Below are 21,172 nucleotides of genomic sequence, written 5' to 3'. Positions count from 1 at the left end.
CCCTCAAAGACGATGAGGTAGATAGGTTCGAGGTGGAAGCGCGGCGACGCGTGCAGCTGACGAATACTAATCGATCGAGGACTTAACCAAAAAGGGCAGGCGTGCCCGCGTTTCGTTTCAAGCAGTCGGCTATCCAGTTTTGAAAGAATAAGATAAAAAGTTTTGAAAAAAGCTTGTAATACCTTCTGTAATTGGTATAATAAATCTTGGCTTTCAAAAAATATTAGTCTGGTAATGATGGCAAAGAGGCCACACCCGTTCCCATCCCGAACACGGCAGTTAAGCTCTTTTGCGCCGATGGTAGTTGGGGGTTTCCCCCTGTGAGAGTAGGACGTTGCCAGGCTGATAATATTATTCCGAAGTAGCTCAGTGGTAGAGCACCGCACTGTTAATGCGATGGTCGTAGGTTCGAGTCCTACCTTCGGAGCCATTATATGGAGAGCTGTCCGAGTGGCCGAAGGAGCATGATTGGAAATCATGTAGGCGGGCAACCGTCTCAAGGGTTCGAATCCCTTGCTCTCCGCCAGATATAACTCTTATTATTAATGGCCCCTTGGTCAAGCGGTTAAGACACCGCCCTTTCACGGCGGTAACACGGGTTCGAATCCCGTAGGGGTCACCATTTTCATATATGTGGAGGATTAGCTCAGCTGGGAGAGCATCTGCCTTACAAGCAGAGGGTCGGCGGTTCGATCCCGTCATCCTCCACCATTTCGTTTGATACATAAGCAGTAAAACGAAAAGAATTACTTAGTATTGTCGCGGGGTGGAGCAGTTCGGTAGCTCGTTGGGCTCATAACCCAAAGGTCGCAGGTTCAAATCCTGCCCCCGCAACCAAATGGTCCCGTGGTGTAGCGGTTAACATGCCTGCCTGTCACGCAGGAGATCGCCGGTTCGATCCCGGTCGGGACCGCCATTTTTATAAAAGTGGGTCAGTAGCTCAGTTGGTAGAGCATTAGATTGAAGCTCTAAGTGTCGGCGGTTCGATTCCGTCCTGACCCACCATTTTTTAATAAATATCTCCATGCCGGAGTAGCTCAACTGGTAGAGCAACTGACTTGTAATCAGTAGGTTGAGGGTTCAAGTCCTTTCTCCGGCACCATGGTGGGGTAGCGAAGTGGCTAAACGCGGCGGACTGTAAATCCGCTCCTTCGGGTTCGGCAGTTCGAATCTGCCCCCCACCACCAGTTTTTAGGGGCATAGTTTAACGGTAGAACAGAGGTCTCCAAAACCTCCGATGTGGGTTCGATTCCTACTGCCCCTGCCAATTTTTAAATTTATATGATGGCGGTCGTGGCGAAGTGGTTAACGCACCGGATTGTGATTCCGGCACTCGGGGGTTCAATTCCCCTCGTCCGCCCCATGTTTTAATTTTATTCAATTGTATTTATAAAATAGTAAAGTGGCGGTCGTGGCGAAGTGGTTAACGCACCGGATTGTGATTCCGGCACTCGGGGGTTCAATTCCCCTCGTCCGCCCCATCTTATTATTGGGGTATAGCCAAGCGGTAAGGCAACGGGTTTTGATCCCGTCATGCCCTGGTTCGAATCCAGGTACCCCAGCTTATGCGGAAGTAGTTCAGTGGTAGAACGCCACCTTGCCAAGGTGGAGGTCGCGAGTTCGAACCTCGTCTTCCGCTCCAATTTTTGGCGGCATAGCCAAGTGGTAAGGCATGGGTCTGCAACACCCTTATCACCGGTTCGAGTCCGGTTGCCGCCTCCATTACTATTTTGCCGGCGTGGCGGAATTGGCAGACGCGCGGGACTCAAAATCCCGTTCCTTCACGGGAGTGTCGGTTCGACCCCGACCGCCGGTATTAGTTAAAAGGCAGCCAACCTTTTTGCCCCCAACTTTGATTCAGTTCAAAGTTGGGGGTTTTTTGTTTGTTTATTAAGCTTTTATATTTGCTAGGAATCTTTCACAATAAATGATACTGTGGTAAATAGTTAGAATGTTTGATAAATTAGGAGGAGTTAAAGTGGCTTATAAATTTATTTTTAATGGGACATTAATCGATGGGACAGGGCAGCCGGCATTAAAAAACGCGGCGGTATTAATCAAAGACAATAAAATTGAAGCAGTGGGCTTGCAAAGTGAGATAAAGGTACCGGATAGCGACACCGAAAAAATTGATGCGCTGGGCGGCTTTATTTTGCCTGGTTTGATAGACACCCATGTTCACATGATTATGGAAATTAAAGATATTCGTGAGTCGCTTGCAACACCATTCGCTTATAAGTATTATGAAGCGATTGAATACATGAAACGAACGCTGAATGCTGGAATTACGACTGTTCGAGATGCCGGATTTACTGATCTCGGCGTAAAGATGGCCGTTGAAAAAGGGCTTGTCGCTGGACCGCGCATGCAATTAAGCATCAATCCCTTAACGATTACTGGAGGGCACGGTGACAACTGGATGCGTTCAGGCATTGATATTACAAGTAAAAGCTACCCAGGCATGCCAAGCGGCGTGTGTGATGGACCAGAGCAAGTAAGGCAGCGCGTAAGGGAAATGCTGAGAGCTGGTGCCGAAGTGATTAAGGTCCATGCTACTGGAGGGGTGCTGAGCCCTACTGACCATCCAGAGTTTACACAATACTCGCAAGAAGAATTGGCGATTATGGTAGAAGAGGCGACTTTTCGCAGAGGGATAAAAGTTATGGCCCATGCACAAGGTGCAGAAGGCATTAAAAATGCAGTGCGAGCAGGCATCCATTCAATTGAACATGGCATTTTTCTGGATGATGAAGCGATCGAGTTGATGGTGCAGCATGGAACTTATCTCGTTCCCACTCTACTTGCGCCAGTGGCGGTTGTAGAAGCAAGCAAGGAAAATGACAACATGCCCGAATACGCGGTTCAAAAAGCGCTGGATGTGGTGGATATCCATAAAGAAAGCATAGCAAAAGCCTATAAAGCGGGAGTGAAAATTGCCATGGGGACAGACGCCGGTGTAATGGCCCATGGCACGAACTTGCGCGAACTGGGGTTGATGTGCGATATTGGCATGTCGCCGATGGAAGCCATTTTGGCGACCACTAAAGTAGCTGCGGAGTGTTTGGGGTGGGAAGATAAGATTGGCACTTTGGAAGCCGGCAAATTAGCTGATCTTATTATTTCCAATACAAACCCGCTGGAGGATATTCGGGCATTAGAAAATGTCAATACGATCGTTGCGGTTATCAAAGACGGGAAGATTGAGAAAGACTTGCTTAGTGCAACTAAAGCTAAAACGGCGCAAGTGTGATGTTCAAATTGGTTTCAGTAATGAAAAATACGGGAACTTAAATGGGAATGGTTAAATTTTAAAAGGCCGATTCTTTTAATTAGAAATAATGCTATATCAATAAAATAATATTATTAGATAATTTCGTTATGTTACGGTTTTGTAAATTTTTTAATAAGCTATTGTTAAGGTGGTTATAAATGAGCTATTATTATTTAGCTTAGTGTTTATTTTATTAAAATAGCGGGGGTAAAAGAAGATGGCTTTTAAAAAGCAGGATAAGTTTATTGTACAGTTGGATAATATTTCGAGAAACCTTAAAGAAAGTGCTGATTATTTCGCAGATTATAAATTAAGTGCAATCAGTGATTTGAAGATCTTTTCAGATACGATGAAAGATTATGAAACAAAAGGTGATTCATTCGTACACACTGTTATTCAAGATTTAAACAATGCCTTTATTACTCCTATCGAGCGTGAAGATATTTTAGCACTTGCGATGACGATGGATGATGTATTGGACGGTTTAGACCATACAGCCTCGTTATTTGAAATGTATTCCGTCATTAACGCTGACAAATATATGTTGGAATTTGTGGAAGCTATCCGCAAATGCACAATTGAAATTCAAGCGGCGGTGGATCTGTTGTCTACTAAAAAACTAGGCAATATGAGAGCCCATGCCATCAAAATTAAAGATTACGAGTCTCAATGCGACGTGACGCTACGTCACTCAATCAAAAATCTTTTCCAAGTTGAAAAAGATCCAATCCGTATTATTCAATACAAAGAAATTTATGAAGAACTTGAAGAAATTGCGGATTATTGCCAAAAAGTTGCGAATACACTTGAAACAATCATTATGAAAAACGCTTAAGGGGCACTCAGACGATGGATATACTATTAGTCACCACAGTTATAATTGTCATTTTAGCACTTGGGTTTGACTTCATTAATGGATTTCATGATACAGCGAACTCAATTGCCACTGCAGTCTCAACAAAAGCATTAAAACCGCGCCACGCCATTATGTTGGCTGCTATTATGAACTTCGTGGGGGCTCTTGCTTTTACGGGAGTTGCCAAAACCATTACTAAAGATATAGTTGATCCATTTACTTTGGAGAATGGCTCTATCGTCATCATGGCTGCTTTGCTTGCCGCAATTGCTTGGAATTTAATCACTTGGTATTACGGTATTCCAAGCAGTTCATCGCACGCATTGATTGGTTCAATCGCAGGTGCTGCTATTGCAGCTGCCGGATTTAGTGCACTGAATTATAGCGGATTCTTGAAAATCATCCAAGCGCTTATTCTTTCGCCAATCCTGGCTTTTGTAGTTGCCTATATTGTTTACAGTATTTTTAAAGTGGTTTTCAAAAATAATAACTTAACGAAAACAAACAAAAACTTCCGCTTGATTCAAATCGGAACAGCTGCGCTTCAATCGTTTACCCACGGGACAAACGATGCGCAAAAAGCGATGGGTATCATTACGATGGCTTTGATCGTGAACGGCCTTCAAACAGGCGATGATATTCAAACTTGGGTACAGGTTTCTTGTGCGATGGCAATGGCACTCGGAACTTCGGTCGGAGGATGGAGAATCATCAAAACAGTTGGCGGCAAGATCATGAAAATCCGTCCGGTGAACGGAGTTGCTGCTGACTTAACTGGAGCAGCGGTTATTTTCGGCGCTACCTTCATTCATTTGCCAGTAAGTACAACTCATGTTATTTCTTCTTCTATCATGGGTGTAGGAGCGTCTCACCGTTTGAAAGGCGTTAAATGGGGAACAGCTCAGACAATGTTGATTACCTGGATAATCACGTTGCCAATTTCTGCTGCATTGGCTGCAGCTTTCTATCTTCTTTTAAATATTTTCTTTTAAGGTTATATCAGCGCTGGAATTTCCAGACGCTGATTTTTTTTGTGAAAAACTATTGGCATAAGTTCGATGTTATGTTATATTTGTATAGTTCCTTTAGAACATTTGCCGGCGTGGCGGAATTGGCAGACGCGCGGGACTCAAAATCCCGTTCCTTCACGGGAGTGTCGGTTCGACCCCGACCGCCGGTATACTTCTCATCGCCATGCCAAGCGATGAACTCAAAAAGCCCCTGCTTTGAATTTTTCAAAGCAGGGGCTTTTTTCTATGGCTTTATGGCGCTTCAGCTTTGATTAAAGAATTCTGATTGCGCCGCTTTTTGTTTTCTGTTAATGCCGTTAAAGCAGGTTCGTTAAAGCCTTTGCTAATAAGCCACACCGCTAAAATTATTTCATTGGCAGCAACAGGCAAGGCCAAAACCGCGCCCCATACAGATAGTTGCTCAATTACGCCGAACATGACCAACAAGGAACAGCTGAAAACGAGTACGGCTCCTGTCATCCCCAATACGGGAATGAACCGGGGAACAAGTTTGGTTTTGTATAGAATGTAGCTGTACATGATCGTGTTGATGCCAAGCATGAAATTGGGGCCGAATAAAAACGTCCATTCGTGTATGGCTTTTAAGACTGTTCCTGAAGCTTGGAAAGAGGCGGCATCCAAAGAACCAGCTGCGACAAATTCCCGGCTCAAGGTCAGCAAAGAAAGCACACTGATGACGCCGATGACAATAATGACCGCTTCGAGGAAACGGAAACAGACATGCCAAAGGGCGATTGTTTCATTGTATTTTCTTAAAATCGGAAACATGGCTGTAGCGGTGCCAATTGCTGCTGCTACAAGCATCAATTCCATCAAAGCCCCTAGAATGATTTGGTTGGCATGCTCGGCGCCTTGAACGAGGTAATCAGGGCTATTTAAAATTGGATCATACAAGAGCAGGCCAAGTACCGCAGTAACTGCTGCAATGAGAAACAATACCCCGACAATTTTTGCGTTTCTTTTGTTTTCCTCCATTTTTCTCTCCTCCTTTAAAATAAGTACCAAAGGTTAATCTTTTCTGTTCGATGCCTCTCCATAAAAGAACACTTCTTCCAACGGCAAATTAAAGACGAGAGCAATGCGGAAAGCCAATTCCAAGGAGGGAGAGTAGTTTCCCTTTTCGAGAGCAACAATGGTTTGTCTTGTGACGCCTGCCTTGTCAGCCAATTGCTGCTGAGTCATTTCGCCCAAGTTGAACCGCAATTTTCGAATGTGGTTGCCGACAAGATGATTGCCCATATTAAACCCCTTTCTTGTAGTGATAAAGTTTCGTAACAGAGCCGATCAAATCGGAAACAAACCCGGAAACAATCAAAATAATGAACATGATTTGAGTGGGTTCTGAGAAAACGAGTGAGGCCATAGCTAAAAGGAAGCCGATGATAAACACAAAGAACGAGTTGCGGTTCGCTTTCAAGTCAATGAGTTTATCCAGTTCATCCGAAAAACGCGGTTCTTTTTCTTGAGTGGTAATTCGAAAGGCGATATTGAAAAGAATTGAGATAATGATGTGAGCAACAATTGAAAAGACGGTCAAGAAAAGGACGAAAGACCCCCAATAGCGAAACGTTTCCATCGATTCCAAACCGCCAGTTGGATAGTGGGGCAACATATAAAGGCAAAAGGATGTGAAAATAATGATCGTGCTAATTACTCCGACAATACTTTTCTTTTCTTGGTACGTCATAAAGATTCCTCCTTGTAAGTTAATGTATACTTTTAGTAAATATCTTTTGACATAATGTATAGTAAACTAGACATTATGTCAATAAGTATTTAGAAAATTTAGATAATTAAAGAAGGTTATTTGCAACGTGAAATATGTTACCATTATATGTAAAGTAAAATAATCGCAAAAGGATGTGGAAAAGTGAAGCGAACGATAAAAGTAACGGGATTGCTAATTGGTTTTATTGCGCTGGCAGCAGGAGGCTACTACTTTATCCAACAGTCAGATTCAAAAAAAAATGAAATAATGGAAGTGGCAAAAGATATCGAGGAACGAAATGTTCAAGGCGATCAATCGGAACAAGAGGAAAAGCCGAAAGCGGCTGGTGGAGAGGTGGATATGCTTGAAGGGGAAGTACAGACACTGCTTCATAAAATGACCCACCAAAAGGTGAAAGCGAAAGAAAAATGGGGAGCAGTCGAAATGACGCCTGAAAATATTGAGGGTTTGCTGACTATCGTTCAGGAAAACAAAACTCTCTACGAATATGGCGATTATTACGAGGAAGTATTAAGCCAATGGCAAAGTGGCGATTTTTCAAATTCAGTGGATGTGCATAATTTCATTTGGCAGTTGAATGGCGGCACGATTGGAAAAGCTACCGGCCGTTTAAGTAAGGCGGAAGAGAAAAAGTATATTGAAAAGAATTTTAAAGATTAACTAAAAGGCTCTTGCACATGGCAAGAGCCTTTCTTATACGGGATTTAGCGCTTCTAATAAAACCTGGAGCCGCTCATGATTTTCAGCGCCAATTCGTCGACGGATCTTGCCGCGCTTGGAATAGCGGCCTTCTGCGTGTTCATCGATTAATAAAAGGGCATCAAAAATAAAGGATTCAGAGTACCGCAATTTTCGTAAAATCGAATAGCTTAGGTACATCGAAACGTGTTCATATCCGTAATAATTGTCTTGCTCGCTCGGCCGGTTTTTGCGTACATAGGGTTTCCCAATGACGGAAAGCAGCGCTGCCCAAGATAAAAGTTCCTTGTCGTAAAGATCGGTTGCACCGTTTCTTACGGCAATAAAAGCCCGATAAGCTTTTTGAACAGTTGGCTGCAGTTCTTTCATTTGGAGAAGCGGTTTCGTTTCTTCAAACGATTCATATAGACAACAAATTTCTTCAAAAGAGACATGTTGTGTGTAGATTGCATTTATAGTTTTATTTATTGGAGGAAAGTCGTTTTTTGCGGAAATGACGGTAATGCAATTGAACTTTTCATCTTTTCTCGGAAAATGAAAAGCGCGGATATAGCGTTCAATAATGCAATCCGGCACACGTTCCCGCGCACTTCGTTCCTGGTTGCGGTTTTTCAATAAATCATAAGGTGTAAAAAAAACTACAGCTTCTGCCTCAGCTTCGAATTTTTGGATGCGGTTGAGAAAGCTGCGCCTTTTCTTGGACGCCAGATTGGTAGCATCATAGATTACATTTTTACCTGTTTCAAGAGCGGTGCTGGTTTGCTTGTACAATTCCTCGAAAACATATTGATGGTCAATAGAGGTTCCAATTCCAAATTCGGCATAGGCGATATTATCGGACGATAAATGAATCCAATCAGGCTCGGTTTTCATGAGTTGTTTCGCATACGTGGTTTTTCCGCTTCCTGGAAGCCCAATAAGCATTTTTATGCGCGGCATAGCAATTCCTCTTTTCTTTGTTTGCCATCTATATACCCAGCAAATAAAAAAAGATGAAAAAAATGATTTTTTTCCAGCCGCGATATTGTATTATGGAGGAAAATGAAGAACGGACAAGTTAATACATAGCCAATGCATTTTGAAGAAAGGCAGGAGAATGAGGTGGACAGCAAAATTCAAAAAATCATGGCCAACTTCTGGTTTAATCAAAATGCGGAAGAAGCAGTCGATTTTTACATGTCTATTTTTAAAAACTCCCGTGTTGGCCGCAAAACGTATTTTATTAAAGAAGGCCAAGAAATTCATGGGATGCCCGAAGGAACGGTCATGACCATCGAATTTCAAATAGAAGGACAGGAGTTTGTCGCGTTAAATGGCGGGCCGATGTTTCAATTTACAGAAGCGGTATCGTTTATCATCAACTGCGACTCTCAAGAAGAAGTGGATTATTATTGGGATCGGCTGACCGCAGGCGGAGATGAAAAAGCGCAAGTGTGCGGATGGTTGAAAGACCAGTTTGGTGTGTCGTGGCAAGTGGTGCCGACAGTATTAAACGACATGATGGCCGATTCGGATATCGAAAAAGCAGCCCGGGTGACGCGGGCAATGCTGCAGATGAAAAAATTGGACATTCCCACTTTGCAGCAAGCATATGATGGCCGGTAGTTAAAATCAACTACGAATGCAGTGGCTATGTCCCATCTTTGTTTCACAGAAGATGGGCTTTTCGTCTTCTTTGAATTTCGTTCCAGTAATGTGTATGCTGTTATTCAGGTAAGGAGTTTGCGCAAGAAGGAGACGATTATGAAGACGATACATAGCGACATCATTCAATTCAGAGGCGACCATTTTCAGTTTGGGTATATGCAAGGGAAGAAGTTGAAGGATTCGGTGACGCTTGAAAACCGGCAAAAAGACTGGCAGATTAAACGGGCGCGCTTTATCATCGATGTGCCCGAAACGGAAGCGATGTTTAAGCGTTTTGCACCCGGAATTTGGGATGAATTTCTCGGTCTGCAAGCTGCGCTTGAATTGCCGATGGAAGATGTTTTACGCAATTTTGGCGGCTACCGGATCGATGCACTTCCAAGCGGCTGTTCGATTTTTACAGGTGAAGATTTTCTGGTGCGAAATTATGATTTCCATCCGCAGACGTACGAAGGGCGCTTCGTAGTGTTCCAGCCAACCGACTCGGGCTATGCCGTCATCGGCCCGACGTCGCGGATTACCGGCCGCATGGACGGCATGAACGAAACAGGGCTGGCGCTCGGCTATAATTTCATCCATCGCAAAAAGCCAGGCGACGGGTTTGTCTGTTATATGATCAGCCGCATCATTCTCGAAACGTGTGCAACAGCGGAAGAAGCAGTGGCGCTTTTGGAAACCATTCCGCATCGGGGATCGTTCAGCTATGTCGTGTTGGATGCGAGCGGTGAGACATTTATTGTGGAATCAAGTCCGCGTTCAGTTGATGTGCGAAAAGCGGCTGTCTGCACCAACCATTTTGAAATCCACCAGCAGGAAAACCGGAATTACTTGAAGGATTCCTATGCGCGGTTGGATGCAATTGCCGCACAGTCTGATTCTGCGACTGATGCGCACCAGGCATTCCGATTGTTTAACGACACGGAAAAAGGTGTTTTTTCCAAGCTTTACAAAAGTTGGGCGGGCACGATTCATACGTCGGCTTATTTTCCGAAAGAGAAAAAAATGTGGTTTGCTTTAGGGGGTAATCAAGAGCCCAGGGTATTTGACTTTGCCAGCTGGCTTGAAGGAGAAGCGGTCGAACCGGAGCAAATTACCGGTGAGATTGATACCGCCATCGGTTTTGCCCATATGGACAAGATTCGGGTATAACAAAAGCGCTCCTCTCAAATGAAAGGAGCGCTTTTAACTTAAATTTCAGCCATATTAACAAACGGAATGTCGATATCCAGTTTGCCATTGATGCGTTTGATATACAGTTTTTCGCCGTCCAGCCAGTTTTGAAAGCCGAGCATGAGCGGCAGGCGATCCGGCCCGAGCGCAAACCCCATTTCCAGAGTTTCAGGAAAATAAGCGGCGGTGTGAAGCGTGCCGGAAGCGGTCGCGTATTTTTTCGAAAAGACGCCTTTTTGAGAGTCATTCAGCAGCTGGAATGCGCTGAAAGCATCGGGACTGCTTTGTTTATAGTCCTGCATCACTTGCTCACGGCGCTTGGAGTCTTCAATTTGGTAGCGGTTTTCTTCAGTCAGCAATTTGAAATGGTTGGTGGAGATGGTGGATTGCCGCACTTCTACTTTGCGCGGGGAAGCTTCGACTACAACCGTTTCTCCAGTTTGGTCAAGCAGCACGTAGCTGAACGACCGGCGGTGGGGGAGCTCTTTTAATAAGGCGATGGCTTCGGCGTTCGTTGCGCAATTCTCCAGCACAAGCCGGCCGATCATGTTGCAGATAAAGCCATCTTCTGAATCTCTCCGATTGATGAAGTTATACCCCATTACCAAGCCTTTTTCGTTCATGCCGTCGGTCCGTCCGGTAATTTGCATGGTCGGACCAATGGTCGCATAGCCGCCATCAGTCGGCTGGTACAAAGCGAAACGCCCTTCATAGCCAAGCGGCGCACTGTCGTAATTGCGGACCATAAAATCCGGTGCAGTGAAGATGGAACAGCCGCTTCGGACATATTCCAAATAATAGCCGCCAAAATCCCGGATGGCGTCGTGCATCGTCCATTCCAGTGCATCAGCGAGTCCGCAAATCTCTTCCCAGATCAAAGGCGAAAAATCTTGAATTAACATTTTGGCTTGCTGTTCATTTATTGTAAAATTGCGATTCGGCGGCGCCCATTGTTTTTTGCGGTTTGGGAGGATGTAAGAATCCTTTAACAATTCCCCTTGCATAAAACCGAAATCGTAATGGCTGCCCCGAAATTGAATCACGTCACTGTGTACTCGTCCCATATGTTCATCCCTCATTTTTAACTTGAACTAGTCTGAGTCTACTGCAACTTTTATGCAAAGAAAAAGAATATGCTTATGTTACACGACCGCAATCTCAGCTTCGCCGCCGTTGATGCCCGTGAACATTTTCGAAGCCGCCGTCAATAGCTGAATGGCGGCGTCTCGGTCCATCGATGGCCGCAGATAAAAGAGGTGTAGGGCGTTCGTCGTCTCTTCGGTGACGGCCGTGCGTTTGGAATCGACATACGGGCTGCCAAATGCGCCCTCGCTGTCTTTTGACACAAGAATACGCTTTAATGTGTTGACGCGATTGTTCAAGCCTTCGTATCGGTCGTCTTCGGTGCCGATGGAAATGGACACGGCGCCTGAAATTTTGTCGGCGTCGTACAAGCCGAGCGGGATTTCGTATTGCAAGGAAAGAAAGCTGTTCATGTCGACAGCCGAGTGGACCGGAGACAAGTAATTCTGCTTCTTGATTCTGCGGAACAACGCTTCTGCGGAAGGGCGGTAGCGGCTTGGATCTGCTCCCAATGCTTTCCAAAGCACTTGCCATTCAAGAAGCCCTGGGAAATCCGTGATCTCTTTGTCTTCCAGATCAAAGAATAATTGTTCCTGGAAAAGCTGCAGGCGGCCTTTTAACATTTGAGGTGAATCGGAAACGGTGATATTGTTATATTGTATGATTCCTATTTTAAAATCAGGAAAGATTTCTCGAATTTGAGGATTGACTGTCACTTCCACTGCAATCTTCCTTTCCATGTTTTGTTTTCCATTATCGTATCATAAAATAGAGTGAGGGGTTATCGACATGAATCTCGAAGAGTTTCAACAGGAACTTGTTGCATACGCCTCTAGCATCGGGATTGATAAAATCGGTTTTGCTTCGGCAGAGCCTTTTTATAATTTGCGGCACCGGCTCATTCGCCAGCAGCACTTAAACTATCAGTCCGGCTTTGAAGAACCGGACATCGAAAAACGAACGCAGCCTGCGCTTTTATTGGACGAAGCGGTGAGCATCATCGCCATTGCGATTGCCTATCCTTCGAAAATGAAAGATGCGCCTCAAGGAGTGAAGGGCGCACGTCGAGGAATTTTTTCCAGGTCGTCGTGGGGAAAAGATTATCACGCGGCCCTTAGAGAACGGTTGGCGTTACTAGAGGCATTTATCGCCGCGCATTGCCCCGAAGCCCGCATGCGGTCGATGGTGGACACTGGCGAGCTATCTGACCGGGCAGTGGCAGAACGCGCCGGCATCGGCTGGAGCGCAAAAAACACCAACATCATCACGCCGGAGTTTGGGTCGTATGTATACCTCGGGGAAATGATCACCAACATTCCGTTTCGGTTTGACGAACCGATGGAAGATCAATGCGGCGATTGCCGGCTGTGCATCGACACATGCCCGACCGGTGCAATCGTCGAAGGCGGCCAATTGAACGCCCAGCGCTGCGTGTCGTTTTTGACGCAGACTAAAGGCTTTTTGCCGGATGAGTTCCGCGGCGTTATCGGCAATCGTCTGTACGGCTGCGATACGTGCCAGACGGTGTGCCCAAAAAACAAACGCAAGGCCAACCATATCCATTTGGAATTCGAACCGGATCCGGAAATCGCCAAGCCGCTGCTTGAGCCGCTGCTGTCGATTTCAAATAAAGAATTTAAAGCGAAGTTCGGCTATGTTTCAGGTTCGTGGCGCGGCAAAAAACCGATTCAGCGAAATGCGATTTTGGCGCTGGCGCATTTTAAAGAAGCGAGTGCTGTTCCGGCACTGATTAACTTGATGAAAACCGACGACCGCCCGGTAATCCGGGGTACGGCTGCGTGGGCCATCGGGAAAATCGGAACCGTTGAAGGGTTGGATGCGTTGAAGCGAGCCGAACAGCTCGAAAAAGATGAAGAAGTACAGGAAGAAATTCAAAAAGGATTAGCATTTTTTGCTGAAAGATTGAAAGGATAAGTGAATAATTTGGCTATACACATTGTTTTGTATCAACCGCTGATTCCAGCGAACACAGGAAACATCGCCCGCTCATGTGCAGGGACAGGAGTGAAACTGCATTTGGTGCGTCCGCTGGGCTTTTCGACGGATGACAAAATGCTGAAGCGCGCCGGGCTCGATTACTGGGAGCACGTCGATTTGACGTATCACGATTCGTTGCAGGAGCTATTTGACCGTTACGCAGACGGGGAATTCTACTATATAACTAAATTCGGCACGAAAACCTATACAACATTTGATTTTTCGGATACCGAGAAAGACCATTTCTTCGTGTTCGGCCAAGAAACAAAAGGCTTGCCGAGAGAATTGATTGATCAAAATTTGGATCGCTGCTTGCGGATTCCAATGAACGAACACATTCGGTCATTGAATTTATCCAATACGGCTGCCATTTTGATGTACGAAGCCTTGCGCCAGCAAGATTACCCTGGATTAAAATGAAAAAAGGACAGCGATTTCGCTGTCCTTTTGCATTATTTCTCGTCGAATGTACCTGGTTTGTCGTCGTGCCCTGCTGTCAGGATAGCTGACAAGAACGCCACAATAATACCTAGAATAAGGATTAAGTTCATAATTCACGACCTCCTCTAAATGTGCATCTGTTTTTTAGTATAGCGCATGATGGAATAAAATGAAACATAAGAGCCGGTGGAAATGTGAAGAATTTCTGTCTTTATTGGCATCTGGCTTTTTGCTTTGTGGGCACCTCCCAATCATTTTTCTTAACCTATTTTGAAATAAAGATTCGGTAATGGAGAGATTACCGACGTTAAGTTGAAATAAATGAAACGCATTGAGCTTTCGTCCGTATATATAACATACGAATTTTTTGGGAAGAGGTGAAAAGAATGAGAATGAAAATTTCTGTGGCGTTGCTGTGGATTACCGGCCTTGCTGAAGCATTTCTGGCGATTCCAGTTATTGGCGGCGCTGTTGTCATCGGTACGGGGTATACAGCACTTGGCGTCATGTTTGTCCTTCACGCAATCACGTTGTTTTTCTGTTTCAGAGAATATTCACCAAAATCCGGTTCCGTTCTAGGGATCATTACAAGCATCGTGGCTTGGATTCCAGGAATTGGCTGGGTGCTTCACTTGATTACAGCAGTCGTGTTATTGATTTCAGCAGCGGTCTCCAACCGTTCAGTGCGCATATAAATATAAAAAACCGCCAAATGGCGGTTTTTTTAATGGGGCGCAATAATGATTTGAATGGCAAAGAGAACTGCGAATACATACAAAATCGGATGGACGGCCTTGCCTTTAAACAATTTCATCAAAGGGTATGAAATAAATCCGAGCGCGATGCCTGTTGCAATGCTCGACGTAAGCGGCATAGCCAAGACGATTAAAAACGCAGGAAACGCTTCGTCAAATTGATCCCATTCAATTTGCTTGACTGAACCGATCATCAAACTGCCGACAATAATTAAAGCGGGAGCGGTGATGGCCGCGACGCTCGACAAGGCACCGACGAGCGGGCCGAAAAAGGCTGCAGCGATAAAGAGGATCGCTACAGTCAACGTAGTCAGTCCGGTACGGCCGCCTGCTGCAACGCCTGCGGATGATTCCACATAAGCGGATGTGGGACTCGTCCCAAGCATAGCGCCAGCTGTGGCAGCAACAGAATCCGCAAGCAATGCCTGCCGCATGCGCGGCATTTTGTTGTCTTTCATCAAACCGGCTTGTTTGGCGACGCCGATCATCGTGCCGGTCGTATCAAACAGCGTCACGAGCAAGAACGAAAACACGACACCATATAGTCCATATTGAATGACCAGTTGGAAGGCTTCAATCGGATTCCAGACGATTATGCCTTCAGGCAAGGAAGGCAATTTCAGGATCGTTTCTTCAAATTTTAATTGGCCAGTGAAGAACGCAATGATTCCTGTCACAATCATGCCGAAGAAAATGCCGCCGTGAATGTTCAAAGACATAAAAATAAGGGTAATCAATAAGCCAACAAGCGTCAATGCGACTGGCGGCGCTGTTAAATCGCCAAGTCCGACAAGATTGGCTTCATTTGCCACAATGATTCCGCTGAGCCGCATGCCGATAAACGCGATAAACAGTCCAATGCCGGCCGTAATGGCATGTTTTAAGTTTTCGGGAATGGCTTCAATCAATACTTTGCGCAAGCGTGTCATGGACAATGCGACAAAAATTAGCCCAGCCGCAAAGACGGCCGCAAAAGCTGTGGTGTAATCAATGGCTCCATCCGAAGCGAGCACCATTGATGTGAAATAGGCGTTCAATCCCATTCCCGGAGCGATTGCAATCGGATAGTTGGCAAAAAGTGCCATCCAGAGCGTGCCGATGACAGCGGCGATGATCGTTGCCAAAAATACTTGGTCGAATGGCACGCCGGCCGCTCCTAAAATTACGGGATTGACGATAACAATGTAAGCCATGGTCAAAAATGTTGTCGTTCCTGCCAACACTTCCGTTTTAATGTCCGTACCGTATTCTTTTAAGTAAAACATAAACAAACTCCTTTCAAAACACGAACGATTTAAATGACTTAGAAAATAATATTCGTTTTTCAGTGAAAAAGCAAGCGGTTTTGAAAAAAAGAAGTTTAAAAGTCGAACTTCTGCTTTATTATTTGTAATATGAAAAGAGAAAGGGTGAATGCAATGGAATTGACAATCAACTCAACGAAAACCTTACATAATGGAATTGAAATGCCGCGTTTTGGCCTTGGGGTCTACAAGATGACCGATAAAGAAGCTGCGGTGGATGCGATGGTCACGGCTCTTAATGGCGGCTACCGGGCAATCGATACGGCATCGCTTTATGACAACGAACGGGAAGTGGGAGAAGCGGTTCGGGCATCTGGTTTGAAGCGCGAAGAAGTGTTTGTGACTTCAAAAGTATGGAATACCGACCAAGGCTATGACCAAACCTTGCGGGCGTTTGAAGCCTCGCTCGAACGGCTAGGCTTTGATTACTTGGATTTGTATTTGACGCACTGGGCGGTTCCGGGAAAATACGAAGATACATACCGGGCGATCCAGCGTTTATACGATGAAAAAGTGGTCCGCTCAATCGGTGTCTCTAATCACCAGCAGCACCATTTGGAAAAGATTATAGCAACTGCCAATACGAAACCGATGGTTAATCAAATTGAATTGCATCCGCATTTGACGCAAGAACCGCTGCGGGCATTTTGCGCTGAAAACGGAATCGCCGTCACCTCGTGGTCGCCGCTTGCGCGCGGGACGCTGCTTGATGAAAATGTCCTGCAGCAAATTGCAGAATCCCACGGCAAATCGGTAGCCCAAGTGATCATTCGCTGGCATTTGCAAAGTGATTTAATCGTCATACCGAAGTCCGTAACGCCAAGCCGCATCGCTGAAAATGCCGACGTTTTTGATTTTGCATTGTCTCTAGAGGAGATGCACATGATTGATGCCTTAAATCAGAATCGCCGTACAGGCATGCATCCGGACAGCCTTACAGCTTTATAATTTAGTTAAACCGACTCGCTTTATAAGCTTGTCGGTTTTTTGTTATGTTATTCTATTGTAAGAATAGTCAGAAAAGGAGGGGTGTAGATGAGCAAAAAAGAAATGGTTTTGGATCAGTTGGCGATGTGCCGAAATGTAGACAGTTGGGTCAAACCGCTAAGCAAAGCACTCATTGGGCTGCGCTTGGAAGAAGCAACATGGAAGCCGAACGCATCTTCAAATTCAATCGGAGAAATTGCGAATCACCTATTGTTTTACAACAGCCGGTGGATGAAGCGCTTTAAAGGCAAAGCGGTCGGGGAAGCGCCGGAACTCAATTCTTCCACGTTCCAAACGGTGGAAGGATTGACGGAAGAAAGCTGGCAGCAGCAAGTGAACGAATTGGATGCAGGGCTTGCTGAGTGGCAAAGTGCGATTGAAGCGTCTACAGAAGAAGAACTCCATGCCCACATTCCGGGCTTTCCGGAAGACGCAATTTGGTGGGAAGCCCTGTCCAGCCTTTGCGTACACAACGCCTACCATCTCGGGCAAATCATTTATATCCGGAAAGCGCTGGGCAACTGGGAAATAGCGCCGGATTGGGAATGACAAAGCATCGCTTCAGCAAAAAACCTTCATAGGAAATCCTATGAAGGTTTTTAAAAAGCTTATTATTTTAACGCGATGTATCTTCAACAACAATTTTTTCTTCGGTGAATGGGTGGATGAACGACATGCGGAAAGCGTGTAAATGGTATGCGCCGTCTTGTGTCGGCGATCCGCCATACAATTCGTCTCCAATGATTGGATGGCCCAGGTACGCAAGATGCGCCCGAATCTGGTGGGTGCGCCCGGTTTCAAGCGTTAAATGAAGCAAGGTTTTTCCTTCCAGCTGCTTGGCCACTTTGTAATGAGTGACGGCGCTTTGGCCGGTTGGAGATGCCACGCGGCGCGTCGGATGGTGGCGGTCGCGGCCGAGCTTGACGTCAATGGTGCCGGTTTTATTAGGCACGCGCCCTTTAACAACAGCTTCGTAATCGCGCACAAGCAATTTTTGTTCAAGCAAACGGTCCAAAACGTTTTTGGCTACCGGATGTTTGGCCACCATCAATAAGCCAGACGTTCCTTGGTCGAGCCGGTGGACGTGTTCGGCATACGTACCGCCGTTTCGGACAATGTGGCCAAGAATCGCATTGATGAACGTATCGATTTGCCCGACTTCGTTTGGATGGGTTTTCATGCCTTTTGGTTTGCTGGCGACGACAAAATGCTCATCTTCAAACAAAATCGGCAATTCCACATCGTGTTTCGGTTCGTACGGCGAATCAGCGGGCGGCAAATCAAAGACTAAAATCGTTCCTTTGGCCAATGGCTCTTTCCAAATGATTTCCTGGAATTTTTCGTTCTTGACGCTTTTTGCCATCCGCATTTCGTGGACGACTTTTTTGCCAAGGCCCCATTCTTTTCGCAACAATTCTTCAACGGTTGTGCCTTCATCTTTTATTTCATAATTCCAACTCATCAACGATTCCTCCATAAAAAAGGATCATGCGCGGTGCACATGATCCTTTTGTCAATTAGTTTAAAACAACTTGATTGAAAAACTGCTCAATGTTTTCTTTCGGTTGTGCGCCGACCCAGCGTGCCACTTCTTTGCCATCTTCAAAATGGATCAAAGTTGGGGTTGCTTCGATGGCATAGTCTGTCCACCCTTGATCAAACTCTAACAGATTATACTGCAAGACGTCTACATCCATATCTTCAGCAACGGGCATCAATACCGGTGTGGTAGCTTGGCAATGAACGCATTCCGGACTGAAAAAATAAACGGTTGTCGGTTCACCGCTCGTGATTTTTTCGTTAACTTCGTCAGGCAATGCAATGCTCTGGTAATTTTCATCGTCCAGTTGGTCGATTGTCGATTGCCGCAAATCTTTCGAGCCGTATGGATTGTTCGCCAGCTTTTTGTCATTCGCTTGATTGGTCAAAAAGATGATCAATCCGAAAATGACAACAACAACTGCTGCGATAGCGATCATTTTTTTCATGTTAGTTTTCCTCCTTGATTGTTTTTCTCAGGTAAAGGCTCATTCCAGCAATTAAGAAGAATGCGATAAGCGCTAAAAATGGAATGGTGATAAATCCGAGCCAGTTGATGTATTGGCCCGTGCACGGAACTTGTCCACATGAAGGAGCTGAATCAGCCAAAAAAGACAGTTTTTGGATTCCGTAATGGTAGAGGGAAATACAGCCGCCGACGACAGCGAATACTAACGTCGTTGCAGCAATCCGCACGTTTTTCTGAACATAGGCGACCCCAATAATAATGACGAGCGGATACATGAAAATCCGTTGGATCCAGCATAATTCACATGGGGTATATCCGCGGATTTCAGAAAAATAAAGTGACCCCAACGTTGCGACCAGTGAGACAGCCCACATGGACAGCAAAACGTTTTCTTGGCGCTTTGACATAAAAACAGCCCTCTTTTCAAGAATTTCTTCTATAAAAGTATAATTCTTAACCGAACGCAAGTAAATCATTATCAACCTGTTCCACTATCCTATATAATGAACTATGAAACTTTTGTGAAGGAGTGGCTGCAGTGCCAGAACAATTCGATTTATCCAATTTCGAAAAAAGCATGATTATCCGCGAAATGAGTTATGCAGATATACCTGCGATCATGGACATGCAGCGATTGTGTTTTCCGGGGATGGACCCTTGGAAAGAAGAACAACTAAGAAGCCATTTGGGCGTTTTCCCTCAAGGCCAATTAGTCGCTGAACTTGACGGCAAAGTTATTGGTTCATGCTCGAGTTTATTGATTAATTTTGATGAATACGACGACCGCCATACATGGGACGACGTGACCGACGGAGGTTACATCACCAACCACAACCCGGATGGCTACAATATGTACGGCATTGAAGTTATGGTGCACCCGGAATTCCGCCGGATGCAAGTTGGGCAGCGATTATACGAAGCGCGAAAAGAATTGGCCCGCGAACTGAATTTAAAGTCGATTATTATTGGCGGCCGCATTCCGAACTACCATAAGCATGCGGATGAAATGTCACCGAGAGAATACGTGGATTCAGTGTCTCGCCACAAAATCTACGATCCCGTCTTGACGTTCCAATTGATGAACGGGTTCCAATTGATGCGAATCAACCCGAACTATTTGCAAGATGATTTGGCATCGGGCAAGTACGCTACGCTGATGGAATGGAACAACGTGGATTACAAGCCGATTTCCAAGCGCCATTTTAAAACAAGTTTGCCGGTGCGCATTTGCGTCGTGCAGTATTTGATGCGCGCCATCGAATCATTTGATGACTTGGCAAGCCAAGTGGAATATTTCGTCGACGTGGCATCGGATGCCCATTCCGACTTTGTGGTGTTCCCAGAAATTTTCACTACGCAATTGATGTCATTCTTGAACGAACCATCGCCGAGCCAGGCAGTGCGCAAATTGACGGAATACACGCCACAATATATTGAGCTGTTCACGGATCTTGCGGTGCGCTACAACGTCAACATTATCGGCGGTTCGCATTTCGTAAAAGAAGAAGACGACGAGATTTACAACATTGCGTACTTGTTCCGCCGCGATGGCTCGATCGACAAGCAATACAAAATCCACATCACGCCGAACGAACGCAAATGGTGGGGGATTTCTGCCGGTGATTCGGTACGCGTCTTTGATACGGATTGCGGCAAAATCGCCATCCAAATCTGCTACGACATTGAATTCCCAGAACTTGCCCGCATAGCGACAGATATGGGAGCAAATATCATTTTCACGCCGTTTTGTACAGAAGACCGACAAGGGTACTTGCGCGTTCGTTATTGTGCACAAGCACGTGCCGTGGAAAACCAAATTTACACCGTTATTTCCGGTACCGTCGGCAACTTGCCGCAAACGGAAAACATGGACATCCAATATGCCCAATCCGGCATTTTTGCGCCATCCGATTTTGAATTTGCCCGCGACGGCATCGTTGGGGAAACCAATGCCAACTTGGAAATGGTCTTGATCGGAGACGTCGATTTGGAAATCCTGCGCCGCCAACGACAAAACGGTACGGTTAAGCAATTAAAAGACCGCCGCCACGACGTTTACCGCGTGGAGTATAAAAAAGACTAACCAGTTTCACTGGAAAGTAGATTTTACACCCCGCTTCGGACGCTTTGGGCATGGCTCTGGCAATAAGCCGAGAAGAACACTCGTCTTATCGCTTCGCCTAGCCCGTGGAC

General features: G+C 45.5%; 22 protein-coding genes, 17 tRNA genes and 2 rRNA genes. 31 read left to right on the top strand and 10 right to left on the bottom strand.

Annotated features, from left to right (window positions below; all coding sequences use genetic code 11):
- The 22 genes from ACRRQV_RS16565 to ACRRQV_RS16460 form a co-directional block, all read left to right on the top strand.
- Positions 1–90, top strand: a 23S ribosomal RNA gene (locus ACRRQV_RS16565); the annotation flags it as partial.
- A 137-nt stretch (positions 91–227) separates the two neighbouring features.
- Positions 228–343: ribosomal RNA gene (gene rrf / locus ACRRQV_RS16560) — 5S ribosomal RNA — on the top strand.
- Positions 344–355: 12 nt separating this feature from the next.
- Positions 356–430 (top strand) — tRNA-Asn (locus ACRRQV_RS16555).
- 6 nt (positions 431–436) lie between these two features.
- Positions 437–526, top strand: a tRNA-Ser gene (locus ACRRQV_RS16550).
- Between the two features lie 21 nt (positions 527–547).
- Positions 548–622: transfer RNA gene (locus ACRRQV_RS16545), tRNA-Glu, on the top strand.
- 13 nt (positions 623–635) lie between these two features.
- Positions 636–711, top strand: a tRNA-Val gene (locus tag ACRRQV_RS16540).
- 49 nt (positions 712–760) lie between these two features.
- A tRNA-Met gene (locus ACRRQV_RS16535) sits at positions 761–837 on the top strand.
- 3 nt (positions 838–840) lie between these two features.
- Positions 841–916, top strand: a tRNA-Asp gene (locus ACRRQV_RS16530).
- 13 nt (positions 917–929) lie between these two features.
- Positions 930–1,005: transfer RNA gene (locus tag ACRRQV_RS16525), tRNA-Phe, on the top strand.
- 21 nt (positions 1,006–1,026) lie between these two features.
- Positions 1,027–1,102 (top strand) — tRNA-Thr (locus ACRRQV_RS16520).
- A gap of 1 nt (position 1,103) precedes the next feature.
- A tRNA-Tyr gene (locus ACRRQV_RS16515) sits at positions 1,104–1,187 on the top strand.
- A 6-nt stretch (positions 1,188–1,193) separates the two neighbouring features.
- Positions 1,194–1,267 (top strand) — tRNA-Trp (locus ACRRQV_RS16510).
- Between the two features lie 20 nt (positions 1,268–1,287).
- Positions 1,288–1,363: transfer RNA gene (locus tag ACRRQV_RS16505), tRNA-His, on the top strand.
- A gap of 42 nt (positions 1,364–1,405) precedes the next feature.
- Positions 1,406–1,481: transfer RNA gene (locus tag ACRRQV_RS16500), tRNA-His, on the top strand.
- Positions 1,482–1,490: 9 nt separating this feature from the next.
- Positions 1,491–1,562 (top strand) — tRNA-Gln (locus tag ACRRQV_RS16495).
- A 5-nt stretch (positions 1,563–1,567) separates the two neighbouring features.
- Positions 1,568–1,642, top strand: a tRNA-Gly gene (locus ACRRQV_RS16490).
- A 6-nt stretch (positions 1,643–1,648) separates the two neighbouring features.
- Positions 1,649–1,722: transfer RNA gene (locus ACRRQV_RS16485), tRNA-Cys, on the top strand.
- A 10-nt stretch (positions 1,723–1,732) separates the two neighbouring features.
- A tRNA-Leu gene (locus ACRRQV_RS16480) sits at positions 1,733–1,816 on the top strand.
- A gap of 162 nt (positions 1,817–1,978) precedes the next feature.
- On the top strand, positions 1,979–3,250 hold the full coding sequence (locus ACRRQV_RS16475; protein ID WP_432532867.1) for an amidohydrolase family protein: 1,272 nt from the start codon (positions 1,979–1,981) through the stop codon (positions 3,248–3,250).
- Positions 3,251–3,488: 238 nt separating this feature from the next.
- Positions 3,489–4,106 carry a DUF47 domain-containing protein gene (locus ACRRQV_RS16470; protein WP_432532865.1) on the top strand — a complete coding sequence of 206 codons (618 nt, stop codon included), beginning with the start codon at positions 3,489–3,491 and terminating at the stop codon, positions 4,104–4,106.
- A 14-nt stretch (positions 4,107–4,120) separates the two neighbouring features.
- Positions 4,121–5,119 (top strand): inorganic phosphate transporter, encoded by a 999-nt coding sequence (locus tag ACRRQV_RS16465; protein ID WP_432532863.1) that lies wholly within the window; start codon positions 4,121–4,123, stop codon positions 5,117–5,119.
- Between the two features lie 104 nt (positions 5,120–5,223).
- Positions 5,224–5,307, top strand: a tRNA-Leu gene (locus ACRRQV_RS16460).
- An 82-nt stretch (positions 5,308–5,389) separates the two neighbouring features.
- Here ACRRQV_RS16460 and ACRRQV_RS16455 read toward each other — a convergent pair.
- Genes ACRRQV_RS16455 through ACRRQV_RS16445 form a run of 3 tightly spaced genes read right to left on the bottom strand, consistent with a single transcriptional unit; the run spans position 5,390 to position 6,845 of the window.
- Positions 5,390–6,133, bottom strand: coding sequence for a DUF4386 domain-containing protein (locus ACRRQV_RS16455; RefSeq protein WP_432532861.1), 744 nt, complete (start codon positions 6,131–6,133; stop codon positions 5,390–5,392).
- A gap of 33 nt (positions 6,134–6,166) precedes the next feature.
- A complete protein-coding gene (locus tag ACRRQV_RS16450) occupies positions 6,167–6,397 on the bottom strand; it encodes a helix-turn-helix transcriptional regulator (protein ID WP_432532859.1) in 231 nt (76 codons plus the stop codon).
- A gap of 1 nt (position 6,398) precedes the next feature.
- The gene (locus tag ACRRQV_RS16445) at positions 6,399–6,845 is read right to left on the bottom strand and encodes a hypothetical protein (RefSeq protein WP_432532857.1); all 447 of its coding nucleotides are present in this window, start codon (positions 6,843–6,845) and stop codon (positions 6,399–6,401) included.
- A 183-nt stretch (positions 6,846–7,028) separates the two neighbouring features.
- Between ACRRQV_RS16445 and ACRRQV_RS16440 the strand changes: the two genes are divergently transcribed.
- Entirely contained in the window at positions 7,029–7,547 is a 519-nt protein-coding gene (locus tag ACRRQV_RS16440; protein WP_432532855.1) for a DUF6241 domain-containing protein, read from the top strand.
- A gap of 33 nt (positions 7,548–7,580) precedes the next feature.
- Here ACRRQV_RS16440 and ACRRQV_RS16435 read toward each other — a convergent pair whose 3' ends face one another.
- A complete protein-coding gene (locus tag ACRRQV_RS16435; RefSeq protein WP_432532853.1) occupies positions 7,581–8,525 on the bottom strand; it encodes an AAA family ATPase in 945 nt (314 codons plus the stop codon).
- Between the two features lie 132 nt (positions 8,526–8,657).
- On the opposite strand from ACRRQV_RS16435, the gene ACRRQV_RS16430 reads away from it, so the two are divergent.
- Both ACRRQV_RS16430 and ACRRQV_RS16425 read left to right on the top strand, forming a co-directional pair.
- Positions 8,658–9,191 carry a VOC family protein gene (locus ACRRQV_RS16430; RefSeq protein ID WP_432532851.1) on the top strand — a complete coding sequence of 178 codons (534 nt, stop codon included), beginning with the start codon at positions 8,658–8,660 and terminating at the stop codon, positions 9,189–9,191.
- Between the two features lie 138 nt (positions 9,192–9,329).
- Positions 9,330–10,382, top strand: a complete 1,053-nt coding sequence (locus tag ACRRQV_RS16425; protein ID WP_432532849.1) for a C45 family autoproteolytic acyltransferase/hydolase — start codon at positions 9,330–9,332, stop codon at positions 10,380–10,382.
- Between the two features lie 38 nt (positions 10,383–10,420).
- On the opposite strand, the gene ACRRQV_RS16420 is transcribed toward ACRRQV_RS16425, so the two are convergent.
- Together ACRRQV_RS16420 and ACRRQV_RS16415 are read right to left on the bottom strand one after the other, a co-directional pair.
- Positions 10,421–11,467 (bottom strand): C45 family autoproteolytic acyltransferase/hydolase, encoded by a 1,047-nt coding sequence (locus ACRRQV_RS16420; protein WP_432532847.1) that lies wholly within the window; start codon positions 11,465–11,467, stop codon positions 10,421–10,423.
- A gap of 78 nt (positions 11,468–11,545) precedes the next feature.
- Positions 11,546–12,226 carry a B3/B4 domain-containing protein gene (locus tag ACRRQV_RS16415; RefSeq protein ID WP_432532845.1) on the bottom strand — a complete coding sequence of 227 codons (681 nt, stop codon included), beginning with the start codon at positions 12,224–12,226 and terminating at the stop codon, positions 11,546–11,548.
- 49 nt (positions 12,227–12,275) lie between these two features.
- Between ACRRQV_RS16415 and queG the strand changes: the two genes are divergently transcribed.
- The 3 genes from queG to ACRRQV_RS16400 all read left to right on the top strand — a co-directional run bounded on the left by queG (position 12,276) and on the right by ACRRQV_RS16400 (position 14,620).
- On the top strand, positions 12,276–13,421 hold the full coding sequence (queG, locus tag ACRRQV_RS16410; protein WP_432532843.1) for a tRNA epoxyqueuosine(34) reductase QueG: 1,146 nt from the start codon (positions 12,276–12,278) through the stop codon (positions 13,419–13,421).
- Between the two features lie 9 nt (positions 13,422–13,430).
- Positions 13,431–13,904 (top strand): tRNA (uridine(34)/cytosine(34)/5-carboxymethylaminomethyluridine(34)-2'-O)-methyltransferase TrmL, encoded by a 474-nt coding sequence (gene trmL, locus ACRRQV_RS16405; protein ID WP_432532887.1) that lies wholly within the window; start codon positions 13,431–13,433, stop codon positions 13,902–13,904.
- A 407-nt stretch (positions 13,905–14,311) separates the two neighbouring features.
- Entirely contained in the window at positions 14,312–14,620 is a 309-nt protein-coding gene (locus ACRRQV_RS16400; protein WP_432532841.1) for a hypothetical protein, read from the top strand.
- A 29-nt stretch (positions 14,621–14,649) separates the two neighbouring features.
- On the opposite strand, the gene ACRRQV_RS16395 is transcribed toward ACRRQV_RS16400, so the two are convergent.
- Positions 14,650–15,945 carry an NCS2 family permease gene (locus ACRRQV_RS16395; RefSeq protein WP_432532839.1) on the bottom strand — a complete coding sequence of 432 codons (1,296 nt, stop codon included), beginning with the start codon at positions 15,943–15,945 and terminating at the stop codon, positions 14,650–14,652.
- 153 nt (positions 15,946–16,098) lie between these two features.
- Here ACRRQV_RS16395 and ACRRQV_RS16390 point away from each other — a divergent pair, with 153 nt between their 5' ends.
- Positions 16,099–16,932, top strand: a complete 834-nt coding sequence (locus ACRRQV_RS16390) for an aldo/keto reductase (protein ID WP_432532837.1) — start codon at positions 16,099–16,101, stop codon at positions 16,930–16,932.
- An 87-nt stretch (positions 16,933–17,019) separates the two neighbouring features.
- Positions 17,020–17,520, top strand: a complete 501-nt coding sequence (locus tag ACRRQV_RS16385) for a DinB family protein (RefSeq protein WP_432532835.1) — start codon at positions 17,020–17,022, stop codon at positions 17,518–17,520.
- A 67-nt stretch (positions 17,521–17,587) separates the two neighbouring features.
- Here ACRRQV_RS16385 and ACRRQV_RS16380 read toward each other — a convergent pair whose 3' ends face one another.
- The 3 genes from ACRRQV_RS16380 to ACRRQV_RS16370 are packed head-to-tail and all read right to left on the bottom strand — an operon-like array spanning position 17,588 to position 19,386.
- Positions 17,588–18,433, bottom strand: coding sequence for an RluA family pseudouridine synthase (locus tag ACRRQV_RS16380; RefSeq protein ID WP_432532833.1), 846 nt, complete (start codon positions 18,431–18,433; stop codon positions 17,588–17,590).
- A 55-nt stretch (positions 18,434–18,488) separates the two neighbouring features.
- On the bottom strand, positions 18,489–18,959 hold the full coding sequence (locus tag ACRRQV_RS16375) for a thioredoxin family protein (RefSeq protein ID WP_432532831.1): 471 nt from the start codon (positions 18,957–18,959) through the stop codon (positions 18,489–18,491).
- A gap of 1 nt (position 18,960) precedes the next feature.
- A complete protein-coding gene (locus ACRRQV_RS16370; protein WP_432532829.1) occupies positions 18,961–19,386 on the bottom strand; it encodes a disulfide oxidoreductase in 426 nt (141 codons plus the stop codon).
- Positions 19,387–19,517: 131 nt separating this feature from the next.
- Here ACRRQV_RS16370 and ACRRQV_RS16365 point away from each other — a divergent pair, with 131 nt between their 5' ends.
- Positions 19,518–21,062: a GNAT family N-acetyltransferase gene (locus ACRRQV_RS16365; protein ID WP_432532827.1), complete on the top strand. Its 1,545-nt coding sequence runs from the start codon at positions 19,518–19,520 to the stop codon at positions 21,060–21,062.
- Positions 21,063–21,172 lie beyond the last annotated feature (110 nt).

Origin of the sequence: Planococcus sp. YIM B11945, assembly GCF_050864155.1 — a bacterium.
Lineage (GTDB): Bacteria > Bacillota > Bacilli > Bacillales_A > Planococcaceae > Planococcus.
The sequence above is the reverse complement of the archived record's forward strand: the minus strand, read 5'-3'. Positions and strand labels throughout refer to the sequence as shown.

What these genes read in the sequence shown, in the direction of transcription:
- ACRRQV_RS16470 (WP_432532865.1), top strand. Translation starts at nt 3,489, where the DNA reads ATGGCTTTTAAAAAGCAGGATAAGTTTATTGTACAGTTGGATAATATT.
- ACRRQV_RS16465 (WP_432532863.1), top strand. Translation starts at nt 4,121, where the DNA reads ATGGATATACTATTAGTCACCACAGTTATAATTGTCATTTTAGCACTT.
- ACRRQV_RS16455 (WP_432532861.1), bottom strand. Translation starts at nt 6,133, where the DNA reads ATGGAGGAAAACAAAAGAAACGCAAAAATTGTCGGGGTATTGTTTCTC.
- ACRRQV_RS16450 (WP_432532859.1), bottom strand. Translation starts at nt 6,397, where the DNA reads ATGGGCAATCATCTTGTCGGCAACCACATTCGAAAATTGCGGTTCAAC.
- ACRRQV_RS16445 (WP_432532857.1), bottom strand. Translation starts at nt 6,845, where the DNA reads ATGACGTACCAAGAAAAGAAAAGTATTGTCGGAGTAATTAGCACGATC.
- ACRRQV_RS16435 (WP_432532853.1), bottom strand. Translation starts at nt 8,525, where the DNA reads ATGCCGCGCATAAAAATGCTTATTGGGCTTCCAGGAAGCGGAAAAACC.
- ACRRQV_RS16430 (WP_432532851.1), top strand. Translation starts at nt 8,658, where the DNA reads ATGCATTTTGAAGAAAGGCAGGAGAATGAGGTGGACAGCAAAATTCAA.
- ACRRQV_RS16425 (WP_432532849.1), top strand. Translation starts at nt 9,330, where the DNA reads ATGAAGACGATACATAGCGACATCATTCAATTCAGAGGCGACCATTTT.
- ACRRQV_RS16420 (WP_432532847.1), bottom strand. Translation starts at nt 11,467, where the DNA reads ATGGGACGAGTACACAGTGACGTGATTCAATTTCGGGGCAGCCATTAC.
- ACRRQV_RS16415 (WP_432532845.1), bottom strand. Translation starts at nt 12,226, where the DNA reads ATGGAAAGGAAGATTGCAGTGGAAGTGACAGTCAATCCTCAAATTCGA.
- queG (WP_432532843.1), top strand. Translation starts at nt 12,276, where the DNA reads ATGAATCTCGAAGAGTTTCAACAGGAACTTGTTGCATACGCCTCTAGC.
- ACRRQV_RS16400 (WP_432532841.1), top strand. Translation starts at nt 14,312, where the DNA reads ATGAGAATGAAAATTTCTGTGGCGTTGCTGTGGATTACCGGCCTTGCT.
- ACRRQV_RS16395 (WP_432532839.1), bottom strand. Translation starts at nt 15,945, where the DNA reads ATGTTTTACTTAAAAGAATACGGTACGGACATTAAAACGGAAGTGTTG.
- ACRRQV_RS16390 (WP_432532837.1), top strand. Translation starts at nt 16,099, where the DNA reads ATGGAATTGACAATCAACTCAACGAAAACCTTACATAATGGAATTGAA.
- ACRRQV_RS16385 (WP_432532835.1), top strand. Translation starts at nt 17,020, where the DNA reads ATGAGCAAAAAAGAAATGGTTTTGGATCAGTTGGCGATGTGCCGAAAT.
- ACRRQV_RS16380 (WP_432532833.1), bottom strand. Translation starts at nt 18,433, where the DNA reads ATGAGTTGGAATTATGAAATAAAAGATGAAGGCACAACCGTTGAAGAA.
- ACRRQV_RS16375 (WP_432532831.1), bottom strand. Translation starts at nt 18,959, where the DNA reads ATGAAAAAAATGATCGCTATCGCAGCAGTTGTTGTTGTCATTTTCGGA.
- ACRRQV_RS16370 (WP_432532829.1), bottom strand. Translation starts at nt 19,386, where the DNA reads ATGTCAAAGCGCCAAGAAAACGTTTTGCTGTCCATGTGGGCTGTCTCA.